This is a genomic window from Corallococcus sp. AS-1-12 (assembly GCF_020036995.1).
GTDB lineage: Bacteria > Myxococcota > Myxococcia > Myxococcales > Myxococcaceae > Corallococcus.
In genome coordinates, this window is sequence record NZ_JAIQDD010000011.1 from 40,708 (window position 1) to 57,455 (window position 16,748).

A 16,748-nucleotide genomic window follows, 5' to 3' on the forward strand; every position below is an offset into this window, starting at 1 on the left:
CGCCGCTCAGGCCGCCGCGGCGGGCTCCGCCGCCACCGCCTGTACGCGGCGTTGTTCGTTGTAGACGGACAGCCGCAGGGTCAGCACGTAGGTGACGCAGCACGCGAGGACGGCGGGCGGTCCATAGGCGGAGCCGAACACCTCCAGCACCAGCGCGATGGCCGCCAGGGGCACGCCCACCACCGCCACCAGGGCGGAGGCGATGCCGACCACCACGAACACCGTGACGTCCGCCGGCCCCGTGCCCGTCACCGTCGCGAGGAGCTGCGCCGTGGCCGCGCCCGAGACGCCCCCCAGCACCATGGAGGGAATGAGCATGCCCGCCGAGCCGCCCGACTGAACCGTGAAGCTGGTCGTGAGCAGCTTTCCGCCCACGATGAGCAGCAGGTACCACCACAGCGACAGGGTCCCCGACGTGCCCGTGAGCAGTTGCGCGATGGTGTACTCGCCCATGCCCAGCACGTGCCGGAAGTCCATGCCCACGCCGTAGAAGAGGCCCCCGGCCACCAGCACCGTGCACAGCGCGCCCGTGGCGCCGCGCAGCAGGGGGCTGGCTCGCTCCACCACCTTGCGCGTGTGCTTCATCGACAGGCCGAACAGCAGCGCGATGGGCGCGGACACCGCCACGGCCACCAGCGCGGTGAGCCCGTACTCCCCCAGCGTGTACGTGTGCGCGTGCGGCGGCGCCACGAAGATGGGCTTGAAGCCGAGGAAGCGGTTGTTGAGCGCGTACGTGACGATCCCCGCCAGCAGGCAATACGCCAGCTTCCGGTACACGATGCGGTTGCCGTAGACGACCTCCAGCGCGAAGAGCGCGGCGGCGAACGGCGCGTTGAGCAGCGTCCCCACCGCCGCGGCGATGCCCGCGAGCTGGCAGGTGCGCAGCGTGTGCTCGGAGCGGGCGCGCGTCAGTCGGGCCACGCCCGCGCCCAGGGACTCGCCCACCAGCACCACCGGTCCCTCCAGCCCGCCTGACGCGCCGGTGCCCAGCGTCAGCAGCGTGGCCGCCGCCTTGCGCAAGGCCAGCCGGAGCGCGGGCCGCGAGTAGCGCGGGCGCGGGTCGTCCGCCGAGTCCTCGTAGGTGACGTGGTAGTTGTGGAGCGCGACATCCACCCCGTCCGAGGCCACGTCGCTCCAGCCGGGCTGGCGGTTGAGGACCCCTCGCAGCAGCCCGCCCAGCAGCAGCACGCCCGCGAGCACCAGCGGCGCCCACCAGACGCTCCGCCCGGAGGCGAACGCCAGCAGCGCGTCGCTGGTGGCATGGACGCCATACCGCAGCGCCGAGCACACCCCCCAGATGAGCACCGCGCTCAGCACCACCCGGCCCACCGTGCGGAGCACCGTGTCCCAGGAGTCGTGAAGGGCGCGCTGTTCTTCATCCAGGGGTTCGCGACGACCAGCCATGGAGCGGGAGGGTGCGTCGTTTGAGGACAAAGTAAATGGCCGCGGCCTCGACTCGTGGCGCGCTCACGTACGGCGCGCGTCAGGGCGCACCTGGACGGTGCCGCGAGCCCGCTTCGGGGGGAGGGAAGCGGGCCCGCGGGGCTCTCACAGGATGGTGCAGAGCTCCGGCGTCCGCTTGACGGGCACCTGGTACATCTCCAGGGAGTTGCCCGTCTCGTCGTCGGTGTACGGGACCGCCTTGTGGGTCAGCTCCTCGGGGTCGATCTCGTAGCAGAGCCTGTCCTGGTCCCGGGGCAGGGTGTCATCCCGGTCCATGATGATGATGACCTCCTTCTGGGTGGACTCGGACTTCGTGACCCCCAGCAGCGCCACGGTGTGCATGCCGGTGTACCGGGAGCTGGGCAGGGTGATGCCCTCCGCGCTCAGCAGCAGCGGCCCCTTCTCCTTGAGGTGCTTGACGAGCCTGGCCGTCTCCAGCCGGCCAAACGAGTACACATCCAGCTTGGGCTTCTCGATGTCGCTGAGCAGCTTCACCACCTGCATGTGGTCGAAGTAGCACTGCCCGCCCTGCTGGGGGGAGAACAGCTTCGGGTGGGACCCGAGCTTGGGGAAGAGCTTGATGACGTTGGTGCGAGAGATGAACTTCAGCGGCATGGCGTGAATCCTCCTGTGACACGAAGGTGTCGCGGAGGGAGACGCTCGGGCCCGGCGCGGTGTGAATCCGCGCATGCCGCCGCGATGCCGGCCCCCGTGCCCGTCGTCAGCGGAACTCCGCCTCCAGGCACGTCCAGTGGGCATCCACCCAGTCGTGGAGGTAGTTCACCTCGTCCTCGAAGCCGAGGATGTCCGTGCGCTGGTTCCATCGCGGGAAGTGGCGATGGGCCTCCCCCCAGTGGGCTTCATCCTTTCGTGCCGCGCGGTCGAGCTCGGCCGCATAGGTGTCGATGAGCCCCTGGACGACGTCGCGGTGGAGGGAGGTGTGGATGAGCGTATGGAGGCGCTCGCGGAGGCGTTGGCGGAGGGTGGGGTCTTCCAGCATCCGGGCGAACAGGCGGTTCTCCTCCGTGAAGGAGTCCAGCTCGTCCGGGGCCTGGCGCGTGGTGTCCCAGCTCTGCCCGAAGCTCGCGTCCAGGTCCCAGGGGATGTAGCGCCAGCGCCGCGACGGACCTTGCGCACGGAAGTGGTAGGCGTTCTTCGTCACCGAGTCGGACAGGGCCGCCAGGTGGGCGAAGATCCACCAGTCCTCGTAGTCCTCCGCCTGCATCCAGGCGCCGTGCTCCGCGCCAAAGCGCTCCGCGGGGCTGTCCGCCACGAAGGCGGTGAGCTGCTCGATGCTGGCGTAGGCTCCATGGCCCTCCTTGGGCTCACCCTCCTTCTTCTCGTAGCCCAGACGCAGTGAGGACTTGGGCCTGCCGGACGCGTCCCTCGAGGAGAAGTTGGCGTCGGGGTCCACGGCCTTGAAGAGCTCTCCCCGGGCATCCATCCCCTGCGCGGAAAGGGAATGACGGTCGACGTGGTCCGCCACCGTGTAGAGCCCGTGATAGCGACCGTTCAGATAGACGACCGCGCTGAAGGTCTTTACCTGGAGGTGGCCGGGGGACATGAGGCTCCACAAGGTGAAGCCCAGCCTCGCGCGGAGGTATGAGCTGTCATTGAAGGGGCTGATCAACACCACCTTTCGCCTGCCGGAGAAGCCCTCCGCGAGCAGGGGCTCGTCGAAGGTCTGCCCGCCGGAGAAGTCGAGCGTGAAGCTGCGCTTGGGGAAGTCGCTGGACGTCGCGCCGCGATATCGGGCCCGGGCGACGTGGCAGCGCCCGCGATAGAAGACGCGCGCCGCCTGGTAGTTGTCGTCATCCGGCAGCGAGTCCGCCATGTAGAGGTGGAGCACCGGCAGCCCATCCTCCTCGACGTAGCCGCGTGGATCGAATCGCGCTTCGCGAGCGCCGCCCCCCTGACCGGTGCATTCGGGAATGGGTGGGCCCCAGGGACCCTGGGGCCAGCAGCCTGACGCGGCCACTGCCAGCATCAGCAGGGCCGTGGCGACGTGCGGTGACCCTCGCCTTGCTCGTCTCATGCCCGTCCTCCACGCAGGGACGCGAGTCACGCGTTCGCCTCCATATCGCTCTTGAGGCAGCGGCGGACCCTGTCTCCGGGTCCGAGACACGTGTCCCCTGCGAGTGGAATGAAGGCCGTGTTCGTTCGGGTGAAGGTCCTCTAACGTGGACACATGAAGACCGTGACTGAATGGAAGGCGACGTTGCGTGCCTCGCTGAAGGAGGCCCTGCGCACCCGAAACGTGCCCGCCTCGGCGGTGCTGCGGGAGACACTCGCGGCCATCGACAATGCCGAGGCACCCGACGTGAGCGTCGCTCCACGGCCGGTTGGTGGCGACATCGCCGGCAGCGCGGGGGGGCTCGGAAGTGGAGAGGTGGCCCGGTTGCTGTTGTCGCCGGAGGCGGTGGAGGCCCTTGTCCAGCGCGAGCTCCAGGAGCGTCGCGACGCGGTGGCGCTCTACACCCGACTCGGCAAGCACGAAGAGGCCCGAACGCTCCAGGCGCAAGTGGAGGTGCTTCTGGCGCTTTGAGCGCGGTCAGTCGTCGTCGACGACGATGCTGGATGGGGTTGGTAGCGATTTCTGTCGCGAAATGCCTCTTTCCCAGAACAATTTGAATTCAGGCGGGTTCGTCCGAACCCATCTGTCAAGAAAATGAAATCTGGCACATGCTGCTTGTCGTAGTCTGAGTTCTTGCCATGGGGGAGCGAGATGAAGCAGGCAGTTATTGGTGTTGCGGTCTGTGTGGCAATGTTCGCATGTGCTGCCAATGCCGCCAAACAGGCCGCCACTGACGCGCCGTCGATATCAACTCAACAGTCTGAAGCAGTTGAAGCCCAGCTTGAATCCGCGGCAGCGAAGACCGAGGCTGCAGAGGCGAAAGTTGAAGCAGCAGCGGCGAGAGTCGAGGCGGCAGACGCGAAGGTTGAGACAGCGGAGGTCCAGAAGACAACCGCAATCGCCGCAGCCAAATCCGCTGAAGACCAACTGAACGACGCTCGCGCCAACAAGCTCATCAGGTACGGAGTCACCGCAGGCTTCGCAGTCGTAGCGCAGTCACGCTCACCTGGCCCTGCGGGCAAGGACGCAAAGCAGAAGAGCCTCAATATCACGACGATGCCATACCTCGTGCTCGTGCCGGCGTTCTGGTTTATCGGTGACAGCCTGGCGACCTACTGTGCCTCGAACTACATCGGACGAGACGAGGCGGCTGCAACGGCTGCGGCGATTGAGCGGGCCCAAGCACGCGCGAGGGTCGCGGCTTCGCCAGACCTCCAGAGGAGGCTCAACAGCTCGGAACAAGAAGTGAAACAGGCTGCGAACGACGAAATCTACGAAATAGCCAGGAGTAAAATCTGGGATCCTGACCCGTCTCTCAAGGGGAAATGTGGCTGGACACGGGTGGGGCTGTATCTGGGGAAGCCATCGGATTATGACGCAAGCATCCAGCCGACGGCTGTGGGGCCAGAACTCAAGCGCAAGGTGAATCCCACCGGGTCGGTGGGAGTGGCGTTTGTGCCAAACGCATATGTGACCGTGTTGCTCGGCTTGACGGCGTCAAGCTACACCGAGCCTGCGGTGCTGGCTGCCGACGGGCAGTCTGAGCAGCCCGAATCAACGCGAAGATTCATGAACTTCACGTTCGGGGTTGGCGGCAATCTGGACTTGCTCGGCGCCATATTCAGATAGATAGAGCTTGGACTCGACTCGTGCCCCCTGTGTCAGGGAAGTTGTCGCCTCGGCTGACGTGCCGAGAGGTAGTCACAGAGGGGGTGGAAAAACGAAAGGCGACGTAACGCTCCCCGGTGAGCACCACCGAAAACGAGGCCGGGTTGTCGCCCGGCCTCACGGGAGCGAGACATCGCCATGGAGAAGAGTCCGCAGGGGGGGCCACGTCTGACAGGGTCTCCGGTCAGTCGTCGTCGTCGTCGTCGTCGTCATCGACCCAGTCCTCATCCTCGTCGATGGTGTCTCCCTCGAAGTCCGTCTTCGCATAGCAGTCCTCAGCCCAGTGGCCTGACCGTCCGCAGCGAAAGCAGGCATCGGGATCGTCGTGGTGAACCCGGTCGTGGACGCTGTCCTTGAGCACGACAAGATTCCGAGAGCGGTTGTCCTCCTTGTCACCGTTGATGTGGTGGACATGTTCTCCGGGAAGGGGCTCACGTCCGATCTTCTTCTCAGCGACACGGCGGTGTGTGAAGACCCAACGCCCTTGGTCCGCGTCCCAAAACTGTTTGTAGCCGCTGGAGTTGATCCGGGTTTTCAGCTTCCCTGCCATGGTTCCCCCATCAATCGAAGCCGGGGCCAAGTTCACTTCATGCCGTTCGCTGCCGCAAGAACGCCATCGCACTGACGCCACGTCGCGAAGCCCATCGCACCGGTAGGGCTCACCCATCTATCAGGGACAGGAGCGTCAGCCGACGCGACAACTTCCCTGACACCTGAAGCTGAGACACCCAGCGCAAGCGCCGGGTGAAGCTCCTCAGGACTCGAAGCTGGAGGGCTTCTTCTTGCCGCCCTGGAGCTCCGACGCCAACGACGGCAGGCTCCCCAAGCTGGCGCTCCGCCTCAGGGCGGGCCCTCCGCGCGGTTCGAGCACGTGCAGCCGGACGTCCCCGGGGGCGACCGGCAGGGCCAGGGCCCGGGCCGCCGCGATGTCCGCATTGTGGTTCTGTCGCAACTGCAGCGCGGCGGCCCTGCGATTCTCGCTGACGGGCGGCAGCACATGGCCGTTGAGCACCAGGTGCACCGCCAGATGGACGACCCAGGCGCCGCAACTGTCCTGGCCCCTCAAGAGCGCTCCGTCGTTGTCATCCTGATACTGGAGGGTGCAGTGCTCGACTTCGATTCCCGGGAAGGGCAACTGCAGCAGGCGGAGGTCCTCGACAGGGATGTCGTCGGGGTGCAGCGGGTCCAGATAGAGCAGCCTTACGCGGCGGCCCCCGAACGGCTCGGGCTCGCCCAGCGTGATGTAGAGCAGGGCCCAGTGATTGCCGCCCCGGTTGAGCGGCTGGATGATGATCTCCGTGTCCGTGGTGATCGCCGGGTTCACGCCGGTGGTGTACGCGGCGCGGCCCATCTGCCGCCATTGCGGACCGCTGACCCCTGGCAGGACGGCGACGTTCGCCTGGTTCCTGAGCAGATACCGCTGGAGGTTGTAGATGTCGTCCTCCTCGTAATAGTACCCGGGGGCCTGGAGGTTCGGGGCCTCTTGCGACGGGGCCTCGAACGACCCCAGCGCCTCGAATTCCTTCTTCAACGAAGACACATCCTGCTGCTTGCGTGGCTCCGCCCACGCCTCGGCGCTGGCTGACGGGACCTTCTTCTTCGAGCCGTCGGCGGGAGCCTGCGCTTGGAGCGCGCGGAGCGCGACCCGCCTCACCTTGCCCAGGTTCCGGCGGGCCAGCAGCGGGAGGTCCATGATGGGCCGGGGGAGCACCGCCTCCTCGGCGCCGCCGAGGTTGGAGCCGCCAAGCTCGGAGCCCCCGGGGCTGGCATTGCCGCCTGTCCGGAAGAGGTCTCCGTTTCGCATCACCAGCCGGTTCTCGAGCATCGCTCGCCGCGCGAGCGTCTCGTTTTCATCCAGCACCGTCAGACCGTAGGCGCTGTTGCTCATGAGGGTCAGGTGGGGCTTGAGAAAGCTGTTGAAGAACGCCCGGACCGACACGCGGGTGCCACACACCCGCATGACGCCGTGAACCAGGTCTCCGCCCGTGGGGTGCTTGCTGGCGCTGTCGACCATGAACAGCAAGCCCCCGGGCTTCTTGGGCTCCGGGGCTTGCTCCAGGAGCGCCTGGAAGAAGGCCAGATACTCCGCCTTCTCGCTGGAGGTGTTGTTGGTCGTGTCGATGACGACGGCGCCCAGTCGCTTCTGGTTCGGAATGGCCTCACTCGGGATGTTGATGGGATTCGGCGCGCCGTCCATGACCAGCATCCGCACGCCATTCTTGGAGACGATTCCTTGATAAATCGGCTCGTGGTCCAGCTCGAAGTACGGAGCCCAGGCGTTGAGCAACTGCGTGCCTGACAATCCGCTGTCCTTCAGGCTCCCGCTGGCGCTGAACAAGGCCTTGGAATAGTGCATCCCGTAGAACGTGGCCATCCGGAGCGCGGCCATGCCGGAGAGCACGGAGATCTTCTTGACGGTGAAGCCCTCCGGGGTCGCGACCTCCTCGTCACCGTCGCTCGTGTCGTGCTTCTTCGGTGTCGGTGGGGCCTCGTCCTCGTATTCGGACCCAGAGCCGTAGCCGGACTCCTCGGACTCGAGGAGGCGCTTCATCTTGGGGCCCTTGGCTAGGGGCAGCACGCCGGGGAACTCGTAGGCGATGGTGGCCTTGACCGGGGGCAGCGCGCACTCGGCCGGGCGGCCGGTGTACCTGGCGACGGCCGCCGCGTAGGTGCTGGCGTTGGCCCGGGGCGTATTCAGGGCGTGGTCATGCAAGACGGCCATCAGGCGGTCGACGGCTTCGAGGGCCAAGGCGGTGTAGCCGTTCAAGGTGCCAATGGCCTCGGGCACCTTCAGCTTCCGCATCTCGGTGATGAACTGGTCGGTGACCGTGAGCGCCGCGGCGATGGCCGCCGCTCCCTTGTCGGGCGGCAGCAGCCCCGGGTCGAGCCGGATTCCGTCCGGGAGGTCCGCGAGCGTCGGGAACACCGAACCGAACCCTTCCCGTGAGACGACCTCGATGCCCAGCGCCCGGGCGCGAAGCTCCTGGGTCAGCACCGCGCCGAAGACACACTGGAGCGCCCGCCATTCTCCCTGGTCCTTCGGGAAGACCTTGCTCGGCCCGCCGATGATGCAGAGCATCGGGTAGCCGTGGATCTGCCAGTCCGGGGTCCGGCTGTCCCTGTGCGGAGTGCCTCCGCTGAGCCGGAAGTTCTTGCCTTTGTAGGTCCGGAGCACCTCCACGCAGACGGCGCGCTTGGACTGGATCGCGATGTCGCTGAGCGGAATCTCCAGGTCCTTGGTCCCTGGCGCGAAGAGCTCGCAGAGCTCGAAGACGCTAGCCCCGTTGACATGGTGGCGGCCACCCGCGCGCGAGGCGGAATCCAGCCCGCCCTTGCCCAGGATGAAGCCCGGGGTGTCGGAGCGCGGATAGGACCGGGATGGGAAGCTCCGGCCCTTCGCCTTGCCCACGGAGAAGAACGTGAACGGCACCATCGAAGTGGCGGACACGGACATGACCGCGAGCAGCCACTCCAGATCGTAGCGGATCCGGGCCGTGCCGCTCTGGGGATCCACTTCCACATGCCATTCCATGCGAAGCCATCCTTGTCGTGAGCGGAAATCCACCAGGTCTGTGTTTCACGCCCAGGCACCGGAGGATGGCACCTCGGGAGCGACGAGAACACGACCTGCCGCGACCACAGCGGATGCCTCACCTGGATGGCCCGGTCCTCCTTTCCGGGGGAGCAGGGAGGCTTCCCGGACGAGCGGCGGAGGCGCCCCGAGTCATGGAGGACGCTACCGTGCGGGGTGGCCGCGCGGAGCCTGGAGCGCCAGCACGGACGGCACGAAGTCGGGCGCGGCCAGACGCAAGAGCCCCATCCCGATTCCAGCCAGTCCCAGCATCAGCCCCGGCGCTTCGGTGAAGCGGGGCAGGCCGCAGCGCCACGCGCCGTCCTGGCCCTGTGCCAGCACCCGCGCGGCGCGTGAGCGCGCGGCCTGCTTCCAGGTCTCCTCGCCCAGCACCTCGCCCGCCAGGTGCAGCACCTCCAGGTTGCCCACGTCCCCGTGGCACAGGCAGTGGCTGCCGCCGAAGCCCTCGCGCTGCACGGTGGCGAGCCCCGCGCGGAGCTCGTCATGAAGCCGCGCATCGTCCAGGTGGCGCAGCGACAGCAGCCGGGCCAGGACACCGCCCGCGGCTCCGTTGCACCAGGCTGTCATGAAGCCGCAGGGAACCAGTGGCTCGCCTTCCTTCGAGGTGCGCAGGTCCTTCCAGTTGCCGCGCTCCGGCGCGAAGTGGGCCCGCTCGAAGGCCAGTCCCTGACGCGCGGCCTCCCGGTAGCGCTCGTCGCCGGTGAGCGCGGCCAGCTCCGAGAGCGCCCAGACGAAGCCCGCCGCGCCGTGGGCCAGGCCCGTGAGCGCGCGCCCGGCCGCGGGCACCACCCAGGCGCGTCCCCCGTGCTCGGAGTCGCTCGCGGTCTGGAGCATCCGCTCGCCGCACTTGCGCGCCAGCCGGAGCGCCTCCGCGCTGCCGGTCTGCTGGTGGAGCCGCGTCAGCACCAGCGCGGTCCCCGCGACGCCCGCGATCACGTCCAGCGCGGTGTCCGCTTCAATCCTCGCCTCCAGCGAGCCCAGCCCCGCGTGGACCTCGTCCAGCAGCTCGGCGTCGTCCAGCGCCACGGCCAGGTGGCCGAGGACGTAGACGCTCGCCGCGCGGCCCGAGAACGCCCCCACGCCGGAGGGGTCCTGGGACTCGGGCGCGCGCCACTGCTCGCGCACCGGCACCGCCGCCCTGTGCGCCAGCAGGGCGAAGTCCTGCCGGCCCGTCACCGCCGCCAGGTAGCCGAGGAAGAGCGCCACGCCTCCCACGCCGTCGAAGAGGTCCGTGCGCAGGGGAGAGAGCCCCCAGCGGCGGCGCTCCAGGTCCTGGAGGCCCACGCCAATCCAACCGGCGTCGTGGGCGCCCTGGATGGCGCGGGCGGCCAGCAGCTCGCCCAACTGGACCGCGCCGGCCAGACATGCGTCGGGCGTGGCGGGAGGGGGCACCTCCTCCCCGGCGGCGCCTACCGGCACGCGGGGCGCGACGGTCTCCTGCTCGCGCTCGAGCGTCACCATCGACTGGCGGATCAGCGCCACCTGGTCGGCGCAATCCTCGGGGCCCAGGTCCGCCAGCAACTGGCGCGAGCCGTCGAGGCCCGCGCGCGGCAGGTGATCCGGGATGCAGCGTCCCCGGCTGTCCCAGACGTGGCGGGAGCCGGGCCGGGCGGTGAAGACGGGCACGTCGCCCAGCCGCAGGTCTTCGTGCTCGGAGGGCGTCAGGCTTGCCAGCGAGGGGCGCACGCGAACCTCCGCCCACAGCTTGTCGAGCAGTTGGTCCCGGTCGAGCGCGTCGCGCAGGAAGTCCGGGTGCAGGCCCTCCTGGAGGAGGAAGCCGTAGCGCATCGTCGCCCGGGCGATGTGGCGTACCTCCACGTCCCGGAACCCCTCCAACGTCCGCGCCACCTCCTCGCGGTGCTGGAGCAGGAGCCCGTACGTCTCCTGGAAGCCGTCTTCGATGCTCGCCCCGAACGCCGTGACGTCCACGGGCCGGCCCTCCAGCAGCGGGCGGTTGTGGGCCCCCGCGGTGGCGGGCTGCCGGCGGACGACGTGCAGGGTGTCCCGGGCGCGGTCCTCCAGCATGGGCGCGGCGTGGGGGAAGAGCTGGCCGGCCTCTCCGCCCAGGCCGCTCAGCTCCACTCCGGCCCGGCCGTCCCTGCCGAACATGAGCGTGGGCAGCAGGCCGCTGCTGATCACCGACCGCTCCAGGAAGCGCGCGGCGCGGGACACCGCCGTGTCGTCCGCGCGCGGGGGCGGCAGTTGGTGGAAGAGCCCCTCCAGGTCCACCAGCACGGGGAACTCCCCGGCCGCGAGGAGGTTGCCGGAGTGCAGGTCCACGCCGCGCAGCAGGTACAGCAGCGCCAGGTGGCTGCCCTGGCGCCAGTAGAAGCGGGACACGGCGTCGCGGTCCTCGCACCCGCCGGTCTCCACGTGCTCCACCCAGCCATGCGACGCGCGCGTCAGCACCTTCAGCCGGCGATGCGGGTGGCGCAGGCCCCAGCGCTCCAACTGCTCCAGCAGGTCCTGGTAGCGCGCCTCGACCTCCAGCGACCGCGGCTTGTAGACGACCCGCAGGCCGGAGCGGAAGGTCAGCAGCGCCACGCTGCGGCCCTCGCGGTGCGGATCTCCCGCGCCGGTGCGCGCCTCCACGAGCGGCCCCGGATCCACCCCCGCGCCGAGCACGGCCACCAGGGCCTCCCGGTCCTCCGCCAGGTGCGTCAGCAGCTCCAGGCTCGTCTGGAGCCAGCGCGCCAGCGACGTCGTCAGCAGCCGCGCCAGCACCGGGTACTCCTCCAGGAACGCGGCGAGCCGGCCCGGGGCCTCCAGGTGGTGCAGGGCGAAGTGCTCGAAGCGCGCCTGGGGGGTGTCACCCACCAGCTCGCCTCGCAGCCGGGCCACGTTGAGCTCCAGCACCAGGCAGCGGGTCGCGGTCTGCATCAACCGCTGCTCCAGCGCGTCCACGAGCCAGGCTTCGGCGCGCGCGTCCAGCAGTGCGTCGGGGGCTCGAGCCGTGCGGGCGGCCAGGTCCTCCACGCCCGCCCTCAGCCGGCGCAGCCCCAGTTGGAGGAACCGGCGCGTCAGTGACGGCACGCGCATGCGGGGGCTCGGGTCCACGGGGGAGGGGAGGGCGACGCCGGCCGCGCGGTCCGCCAGCACCTCTTCCAGGAGCGGCAGCCACGTCAGCGCCTCCGGCCGCGTCGTGCTTCCGGCGAGCCTGCGCACGAAGGACGCCGCGTCCAGCCCCACGCCGCGAAGCCGCTCGTCGAAGGACGCCTCATCGCCCAGCGTGCTGCGCCGCCACGCCTGGAGCCGCGACCCGGCCTGCTGGAGTGCCGTGGCGGAAGGGTCCTCTCCCGTGGCCTCCCGCTCATGGAGGAAGGCAGCCCGCTCCCACGCACCCATCTTCGAGCCCTCGCGCATGCGCGCCCTGCACGTCCGTCTGGACGCGGAAAAAGACAGGCGCGAGGACCGGAGCCCCCGCGCCTCGGGTGGAACGGGACGGCTCCCCGTGGGGGGCCGCCCGTCACACACCGTCCATCAGCACATCGAGAACGTCAGGTTGGTGCAGATGTACTCACAGGAGTTGGTGGCGGTGAAGCCGATGTCGATCCGGCCGCCGACCACGTCCATCAGCTCGGTCTCGCTCAGCTCGTTCAGCGTCGCGCCGGAGGGGTTCGCGGGAAGCTGAGCGCGCTGCTCGGCGGTCAGGCTCTCGCGGAACGACGGGTCCTTCCAGGCGCGGATGATCAGGTCGGGGGTCATCATGTTGGGCCGCCTCCTTTTTGACGGCCCTCTCAGGCTAGCCCGCGAACTCCGGCTGTTACAAACGTCGCAGCCTTTCCATGTATCGCTGGATGTTTCGGGTATGAGTCGCGGGCGCCCCAGCTTCCGCTGGCGCGTGGAAGGGCAGCACGCGTGGTGAAGCGCCCGGCGCCGAAAACCCCGCAGGCCTACTGCGCCGGTGGGGCTTCAGGGGCCTTCCGCATCGACTCATGGGCGCGGGCGCGCTCCTCGCGCTGCTTCTCGACCAGCTCGCGCGCCTTGACCTTCTGCGGCTCCTCCAGGAGCGCTTCGACCTCGCGGAACGCCGCCGTCTCGTTGTCCTCCATCGCCTGGAGCAGGAGCTGTTGCCGCTTCAACGCTTCGTCGTTCAAGGGCTCGGGAGGTTGGGCCGGAGGCCTGTACGCAGGCCGGCCCCTCGGGCCCGCGGGACCGGTCCTGACCGGCATGGTTCCCGGCGGCGGGTTGCCTCCCATGGGGGGGCTCCAGATCGCCCGGAGCTCTTCACGCAGGGGCCGGTTGGCCACGGCCAGCGCTTCGTCCCGCTGGCCAATCTGGATCAACTGGTCGGTGCTCAGCCCCAGCTCCTGATGGTGCTCGAGCAGCAACGCGAGGGGCGACTCGAAGAGGATCCTGGGGGGCGGCCTCCGCTGTTCCACCGGGGGAGACGATGCGCAGGCAGTAACAAGGGCCACCAGCAACAACCCCGGCATGAAATGGCGCGGCGACATTCGTCCTCCTTGGAGCGTGTGCCTGCTCTCTAGTCCGATACCGCGTCCCACAGAAGGACCCGGCGGTCCTGGCGCCGGGCACACTGACGTAGAGTGCACGGGTGACGTCCCAGCCTGATGACTCCGCCGGCCTCAATGACGGCTACGTGTACCGCGAGCGCATTGGCAGCGCCTTCGTGGGGCGCACCTCGCTCGCCCACCTGGCGAGCACGTACCGGCACTCCACCGAGGAGGAGTGGCGTGCGCGCTTCGTGCGCGGCGAGGTGCGACTGGACGGACTCATCGCGACCGGCGCCGAGGTGCTGCGGGTCCACCAGGAGCTCTGCTGGCACCGGCCGCCCTGGAGGGAGCGGGAGACGCCCGACAGCTTCGAGCTGGTGTACGAGGACGCTTCGCTGCTCGCGGTCATCAAGCCGAGCGGGCTGCCGACGCTGCCCTCCGGCGGCTTCCTCAAGAACACGCTGCTCTCGTTCGTGCGGCGGCGCTGGCCGGAGGCCTCCGCGCTGCACCGGCTGGGGCGGGCGACCTCGGGGCTGGTGCTCTTCTCCCGCACGCATGACGCCGCCGCGAAGCTCCTGCGCGACTGGCGCGAGGGCGACGTGGAGAAGCGCTACCGGGCGCTCTCGGATGGGGTCGCGGCGCAGGCGTCCTATGACATCCACGCGCCCATCGGGCTGGTGCCCCACCCCGTGCTGGGGTCGGTGCACGGGGCGACCGACACCGGCAAGCCGTCACACAGCCGCGCGGAGGTCCTGGAGCGGCGTGACGGGCAGACCCTCTTCGAGGTGCGAATCCACACCGGCCGCCCCGAGCAGATCCGCATCCACCTGGCGTCCATCGGCCATCCGCTCACGGGAGATCCGATGTTCGCCTCGGGAGGCTTGCCCCGCGAGCACGCGCCCGGTCTGCCCGGAGATGGCGGCTACCTGCTCCACGCGGAGACGCTCGCGTTCACGCATCCGCTCACGGCGGAGCGCCTGCGGCTGCACGCCCCACCTCCAGCCGGGTTGAGGACCGCGTCGGAGGACTGAGCCTCCGCACGCTCAGAGGCTGTCGATCGCGCCCTCGGGCCCGGCGGCGGCCGTTCCTTCGCCCGAAGGCCGCGCCAGTCGCGCGAGTTGCTGACGCAGTCCGGCGTCGCGCACGCGAAGGCGCGGGCGTTCACCCAGGGCGGTCCTCAAGCTCCAGCTTCCTTTGTGGGCAGAAGCGGCTCAATCTAGCTCCATTGTTCATCCGTCAGGTCCACCGGCCAGATGAGCTTGGCCCGGCGGTCTCAAGCGGTCGTCGGAACAACTGCCGCGAATACTTCGGCAGGCGTTCGCCATGCAAGCGTTTGACGCGGGTGCTCGTTGAGGTCGTGCACGATGGCAGCGAGTTGCTTGCCGCAGTGGGCGCTCGGGGATGCCCGATCCGCTGGGTTCTGGCCGTGGCCCTGCCTCGCCCTGGAGGATGAATCTCTTTCCCACTGGGGGACTTGATGAGGGTGCATCGCCCTGTCGCGCTACTCCTACTGGTTTGGTTGACAGGCTGTGCCTCAGGGCGCGTGGTGCGCTTGGAAACGGGCCAGGGGCCGCCAGTCGTCTTCACGCCTCACAACGACGAAGTCGGGCCGGTGGAGGTGGAGCGGCGCGAGTTCAAAGCGGCCGTGGCGAGGCTGGCGCGGGACGTGAGGTTCCCGGCCAATCCAGAGCAGGCTGCGCGGCGCCAGATGGGAGTGGACGCCCGAGACGGCACGTACCTCTTCGATCCGCGCACCCGGCGGATGACGCCACTGGAGGGGGCTGCGCTGGCCTCTGACATGCCGCCAGCGGAGGTGGAACTGACACGGGCATATCTGCGTTGGTGTGAGCGCACCGGGCGCAAGGGTGACTGTCTGCGTTTGCTGGCGGAGAGCCCCACCCTCACCGGAGACGGGCGCTATGCGCTGGCCATGGCCATGGCTCAAGGTGTTGTCCTGGAAGAGATGCTGGATGCCTTCAAAGACATGGCCGACCCGCACGCGGCACTCTCGGCGGCGCTGTGGACCATGACCCTCTATCTGGTCCTCTGGTCGGTACCCGAGCCAGTGAGCAAGGGCCTGGCTGCCGTGATGACGGCGACAGCTATTGTCTACCTCGGGGTGGACACCTTCTGGACGCTGATCGCGGGCTTCAAACTGCTGGTGGAGGAAGCGGATCGGGCCACCACGTTTGACGAACTCCGTGATGTGGGTGAGCGCTACGGTAAGGTGATGGGCCGGAACGCTGCGCGAGCCTTCGCGCTGCTGGCGACAGTGGCCGTCGGTAACACGGCCTCGGGCTTCGCCTCGAAGGTATCGACGCTGCCCGGTTCCGCAGAGGCGGCGGCGCTGGCCGGGGGCCGCGCGGGTATCCGCCTTGCCGCCGTAAGCGAAGTGGGAGCGGTGGCGGTGACGGGGGAGGCCGTCACGGTGGCACTCGCCCCCAATGCGGTGGCCATGACGGCACGGGCCATGGGGGGCACGGTTGCCGCCCCGGTGAACGCGGAGGGGCACGACCATCACATCGCCACGGACAAGTGGTGGAAGGCTACGAACAATGAAGGCCCGTGGTCTCCCAAGTTCCAGAGGATCTTCGACAGGGCGGGCATGTCGCTGGACGATCCGGCCAACATCGTCCACGTCAAGGGCCACAAGGGACCTCACCCGCAGGCGTACCATCAACGCATTCTCCGGCGCCTGTCTGACGCAACGGAGGGGTGTCGCACCATGCGGCAATGCCGCGAAGCGCTTACAGCCGAACTCGGCCGGCTGGGGGAGCAGATTGCCACTCCGGGCACCAAGCTGAATAAACTGGTCACCGGCACCTAGGATCATGACAATGGCTCACATGGTAAGGCGCTACTTCGATCTGAGCGACGACATGACAATTCCAGGTCGGTGGGTGCTCGGCACTCCCACCGACGCTCAAGGCCGGGAGGTGGACGACCCCTGGATGTTCTATCGGGGCCAGCAACTTCCAGACCTGGGACGCTTGAAGCTTCCCATGGATGTACCCGGCAGGGCGCTCGACTTCTCACTTGCGGCGTTCGCGGCCCCGGTGGTCCACGCCCGAGTGGCTTCCGCGCTCACGGAGCTGGCCCCCGAAGAAGTACAGACCCTGCCCGTGGAGATAGAGGGCCACCCTGAGCCGTTCTTCATTCTGGTGGCGACCCAACTCATTCAGTGCATTGACGAGAAGGCCACCGAGGAATTTCAGAAGTGGACGCCGGAGGACGGGCGCCCTGAGAAGGTTGGAAAGTACCGAGACATTTGGGGAATGCGGATTAACGCTACCCAGGTGGGCGACGCGAAGGTGTTCCGCGCTTGGGGATGGCCCATCGTCCTGATCGTCCGCGAGGAAATCCGCGACGCACTTGAGCGCATGGGTGCCACGGGAACAAAGTTTGAAGAAGTTTAAGGGCAGGTGCCACGGCTCTGAGGTGGTTCTCGGTGCCGGTGCTGGCTGTCACTGCTCGCCGGGAGGGCTCTACGGCCCGAGGTGGTGCTCGGCACGGGGGC

General features: G+C 68.5%; 13 protein-coding genes. 5 read left to right on the forward strand and 8 right to left on the reverse strand.

All coding sequences use genetic code 11. From position 1 onward, the window contains the following. Window positions 1–6: 6 nt before the first annotated feature. From K8556_RS19445 to K8556_RS19455, 3 genes are all read right to left on the reverse strand, one after another. Window positions 7–1,404 carry a chloride channel protein gene (locus K8556_RS19445; RefSeq protein ID WP_223741569.1) on the reverse strand — a complete coding sequence of 466 codons (1,398 nt, stop codon included), beginning with the start codon at window positions 1,402–1,404 and terminating at the stop codon, window positions 7–9. 144 nt (window positions 1,405–1,548) lie between these two features. Then, window positions 1,549–2,058, reverse strand: a complete 510-nt coding sequence (locus K8556_RS19450; protein WP_223741570.1) for a hypothetical protein — start codon at window positions 2,056–2,058, stop codon at window positions 1,549–1,551. Window positions 2,059–2,164: 106 nt separating this feature from the next. Next, window positions 2,165–3,292 (reverse strand): CotH kinase family protein, encoded by a 1,128-nt coding sequence (locus K8556_RS19455; RefSeq protein WP_223741571.1) that lies wholly within the window; start codon window positions 3,290–3,292, stop codon window positions 2,165–2,167. A 339-nt stretch (window positions 3,293–3,631) separates the two neighbouring features. Between K8556_RS19455 and K8556_RS19460 the strand changes: the two genes are divergently transcribed. Continuing rightward, window positions 3,632–3,988 carry a GatB/YqeY domain-containing protein gene (locus tag K8556_RS19460; protein WP_223741572.1) on the forward strand — a complete coding sequence of 119 codons (357 nt, stop codon included), beginning with the start codon at window positions 3,632–3,634 and terminating at the stop codon, window positions 3,986–3,988. Window positions 3,989–4,168: 180 nt separating this feature from the next. Then, complete coding sequence (locus K8556_RS19465; RefSeq protein ID WP_223741573.1) at window positions 4,169–5,146, forward strand: hypothetical protein; 978 nt, start codon at window positions 4,169–4,171, stop codon at window positions 5,144–5,146. Between the two features lie 223 nt (window positions 5,147–5,369). Here the strand turns inward: K8556_RS19465 and K8556_RS19470 are convergent, their stop codons facing one another. The 5 genes from K8556_RS19470 to K8556_RS19490 form a co-directional block, all read right to left on the reverse strand. After that, window positions 5,370–5,735: an HNH endonuclease gene (locus K8556_RS19470; RefSeq protein ID WP_223741574.1), complete on the reverse strand. Its 366-nt coding sequence runs from the start codon at window positions 5,733–5,735 to the stop codon at window positions 5,370–5,372. Window positions 5,736–5,939: 204 nt separating this feature from the next. Next, entirely contained in the window at window positions 5,940–8,717 is a 2,778-nt protein-coding gene (locus tag K8556_RS19475; RefSeq protein ID WP_223741575.1) for a C48 family peptidase, read from the reverse strand. A gap of 204 nt (window positions 8,718–8,921) precedes the next feature. Next, window positions 8,922–12,140 (reverse strand): type 2 lanthipeptide synthetase LanM family protein, encoded by a 3,219-nt coding sequence (locus K8556_RS19480; protein ID WP_223741576.1) that lies wholly within the window; start codon window positions 12,138–12,140, stop codon window positions 8,922–8,924. 117 nt (window positions 12,141–12,257) lie between these two features. Continuing rightward, on the reverse strand, window positions 12,258–12,485 hold the full coding sequence (locus K8556_RS19485) for a mersacidin/lichenicidin family type 2 lantibiotic (RefSeq protein WP_206790744.1): 228 nt from the start codon (window positions 12,483–12,485) through the stop codon (window positions 12,258–12,260). A gap of 185 nt (window positions 12,486–12,670) precedes the next feature. Next, window positions 12,671–13,231, reverse strand: a complete 561-nt coding sequence (locus K8556_RS19490) for a hypothetical protein (protein WP_223741577.1) — start codon at window positions 13,229–13,231, stop codon at window positions 12,671–12,673. Window positions 13,232–13,332: 101 nt separating this feature from the next. Here K8556_RS19490 and K8556_RS19495 point away from each other — a divergent pair, with 101 nt between their 5' ends. The 3 genes from K8556_RS19495 to K8556_RS19505 all read left to right on the forward strand — a co-directional run bounded on the left by K8556_RS19495 (window position 13,333) and on the right by K8556_RS19505 (window position 16,647). Beyond that, complete coding sequence (locus K8556_RS19495; protein WP_223741578.1) at window positions 13,333–14,262, forward strand: RluA family pseudouridine synthase; 930 nt, start codon at window positions 13,333–13,335, stop codon at window positions 14,260–14,262. Window positions 14,263–14,777: 515 nt separating this feature from the next. Further along, a complete protein-coding gene (locus K8556_RS19500) occupies window positions 14,778–16,058 on the forward strand; it encodes an AHH domain-containing protein (protein WP_370639944.1) in 1,281 nt (426 codons plus the stop codon). 10 nt (window positions 16,059–16,068) lie between these two features. Continuing rightward, window positions 16,069–16,647 (forward strand): imm11 family protein, encoded by a 579-nt coding sequence (locus tag K8556_RS19505; protein WP_370639945.1) that lies wholly within the window; start codon window positions 16,069–16,071, stop codon window positions 16,645–16,647. The last annotated feature ends 101 nt before the right edge of the window (window positions 16,648–16,748 follow it).

Bases quoted from the DNA above. Each gene is read 5' to 3' on its own strand.
- K8556_RS19485 (WP_206790744.1), bottom strand. From the start codon at position 12,485: ATGATGACCCCCGACCTGATCATCCGCGCCTGGAAGGACCCGTCGTTC.
- K8556_RS19460 (WP_223741572.1), top strand. From the start codon at position 3,632: ATGAAGACCGTGACTGAATGGAAGGCGACGTTGCGTGCCTCGCTGAAG.
- K8556_RS19450 (WP_223741570.1), bottom strand. From the start codon at position 2,058: ATGCCGCTGAAGTTCATCTCTCGCACCAACGTCATCAAGCTCTTCCCC.
- K8556_RS19480 (WP_223741576.1), bottom strand. From the start codon at position 12,140: ATGCGCGAGGGCTCGAAGATGGGTGCGTGGGAGCGGGCTGCCTTCCTC.
- K8556_RS19475 (WP_223741575.1), bottom strand. From the start codon at position 8,717: ATGGAATGGCATGTGGAAGTGGATCCCCAGAGCGGCACGGCCCGGATC.
- K8556_RS19490 (WP_223741577.1), bottom strand. From the start codon at position 13,231: ATGTCGCCGCGCCATTTCATGCCGGGGTTGTTGCTGGTGGCCCTTGTT.
- K8556_RS19505 (WP_370639945.1), top strand. From the start codon at position 16,069: ATGGCTCACATGGTAAGGCGCTACTTCGATCTGAGCGACGACATGACA.
- K8556_RS19445 (WP_223741569.1), bottom strand. From the start codon at position 1,404: ATGGCTGGTCGTCGCGAACCCCTGGATGAAGAACAGCGCGCCCTTCAC.
- K8556_RS19470 (WP_223741574.1), bottom strand. From the start codon at position 5,735: ATGGCAGGGAAGCTGAAAACCCGGATCAACTCCAGCGGCTACAAACAG.
- K8556_RS19465 (WP_223741573.1), top strand. From the start codon at position 4,169: ATGAAGCAGGCAGTTATTGGTGTTGCGGTCTGTGTGGCAATGTTCGCA.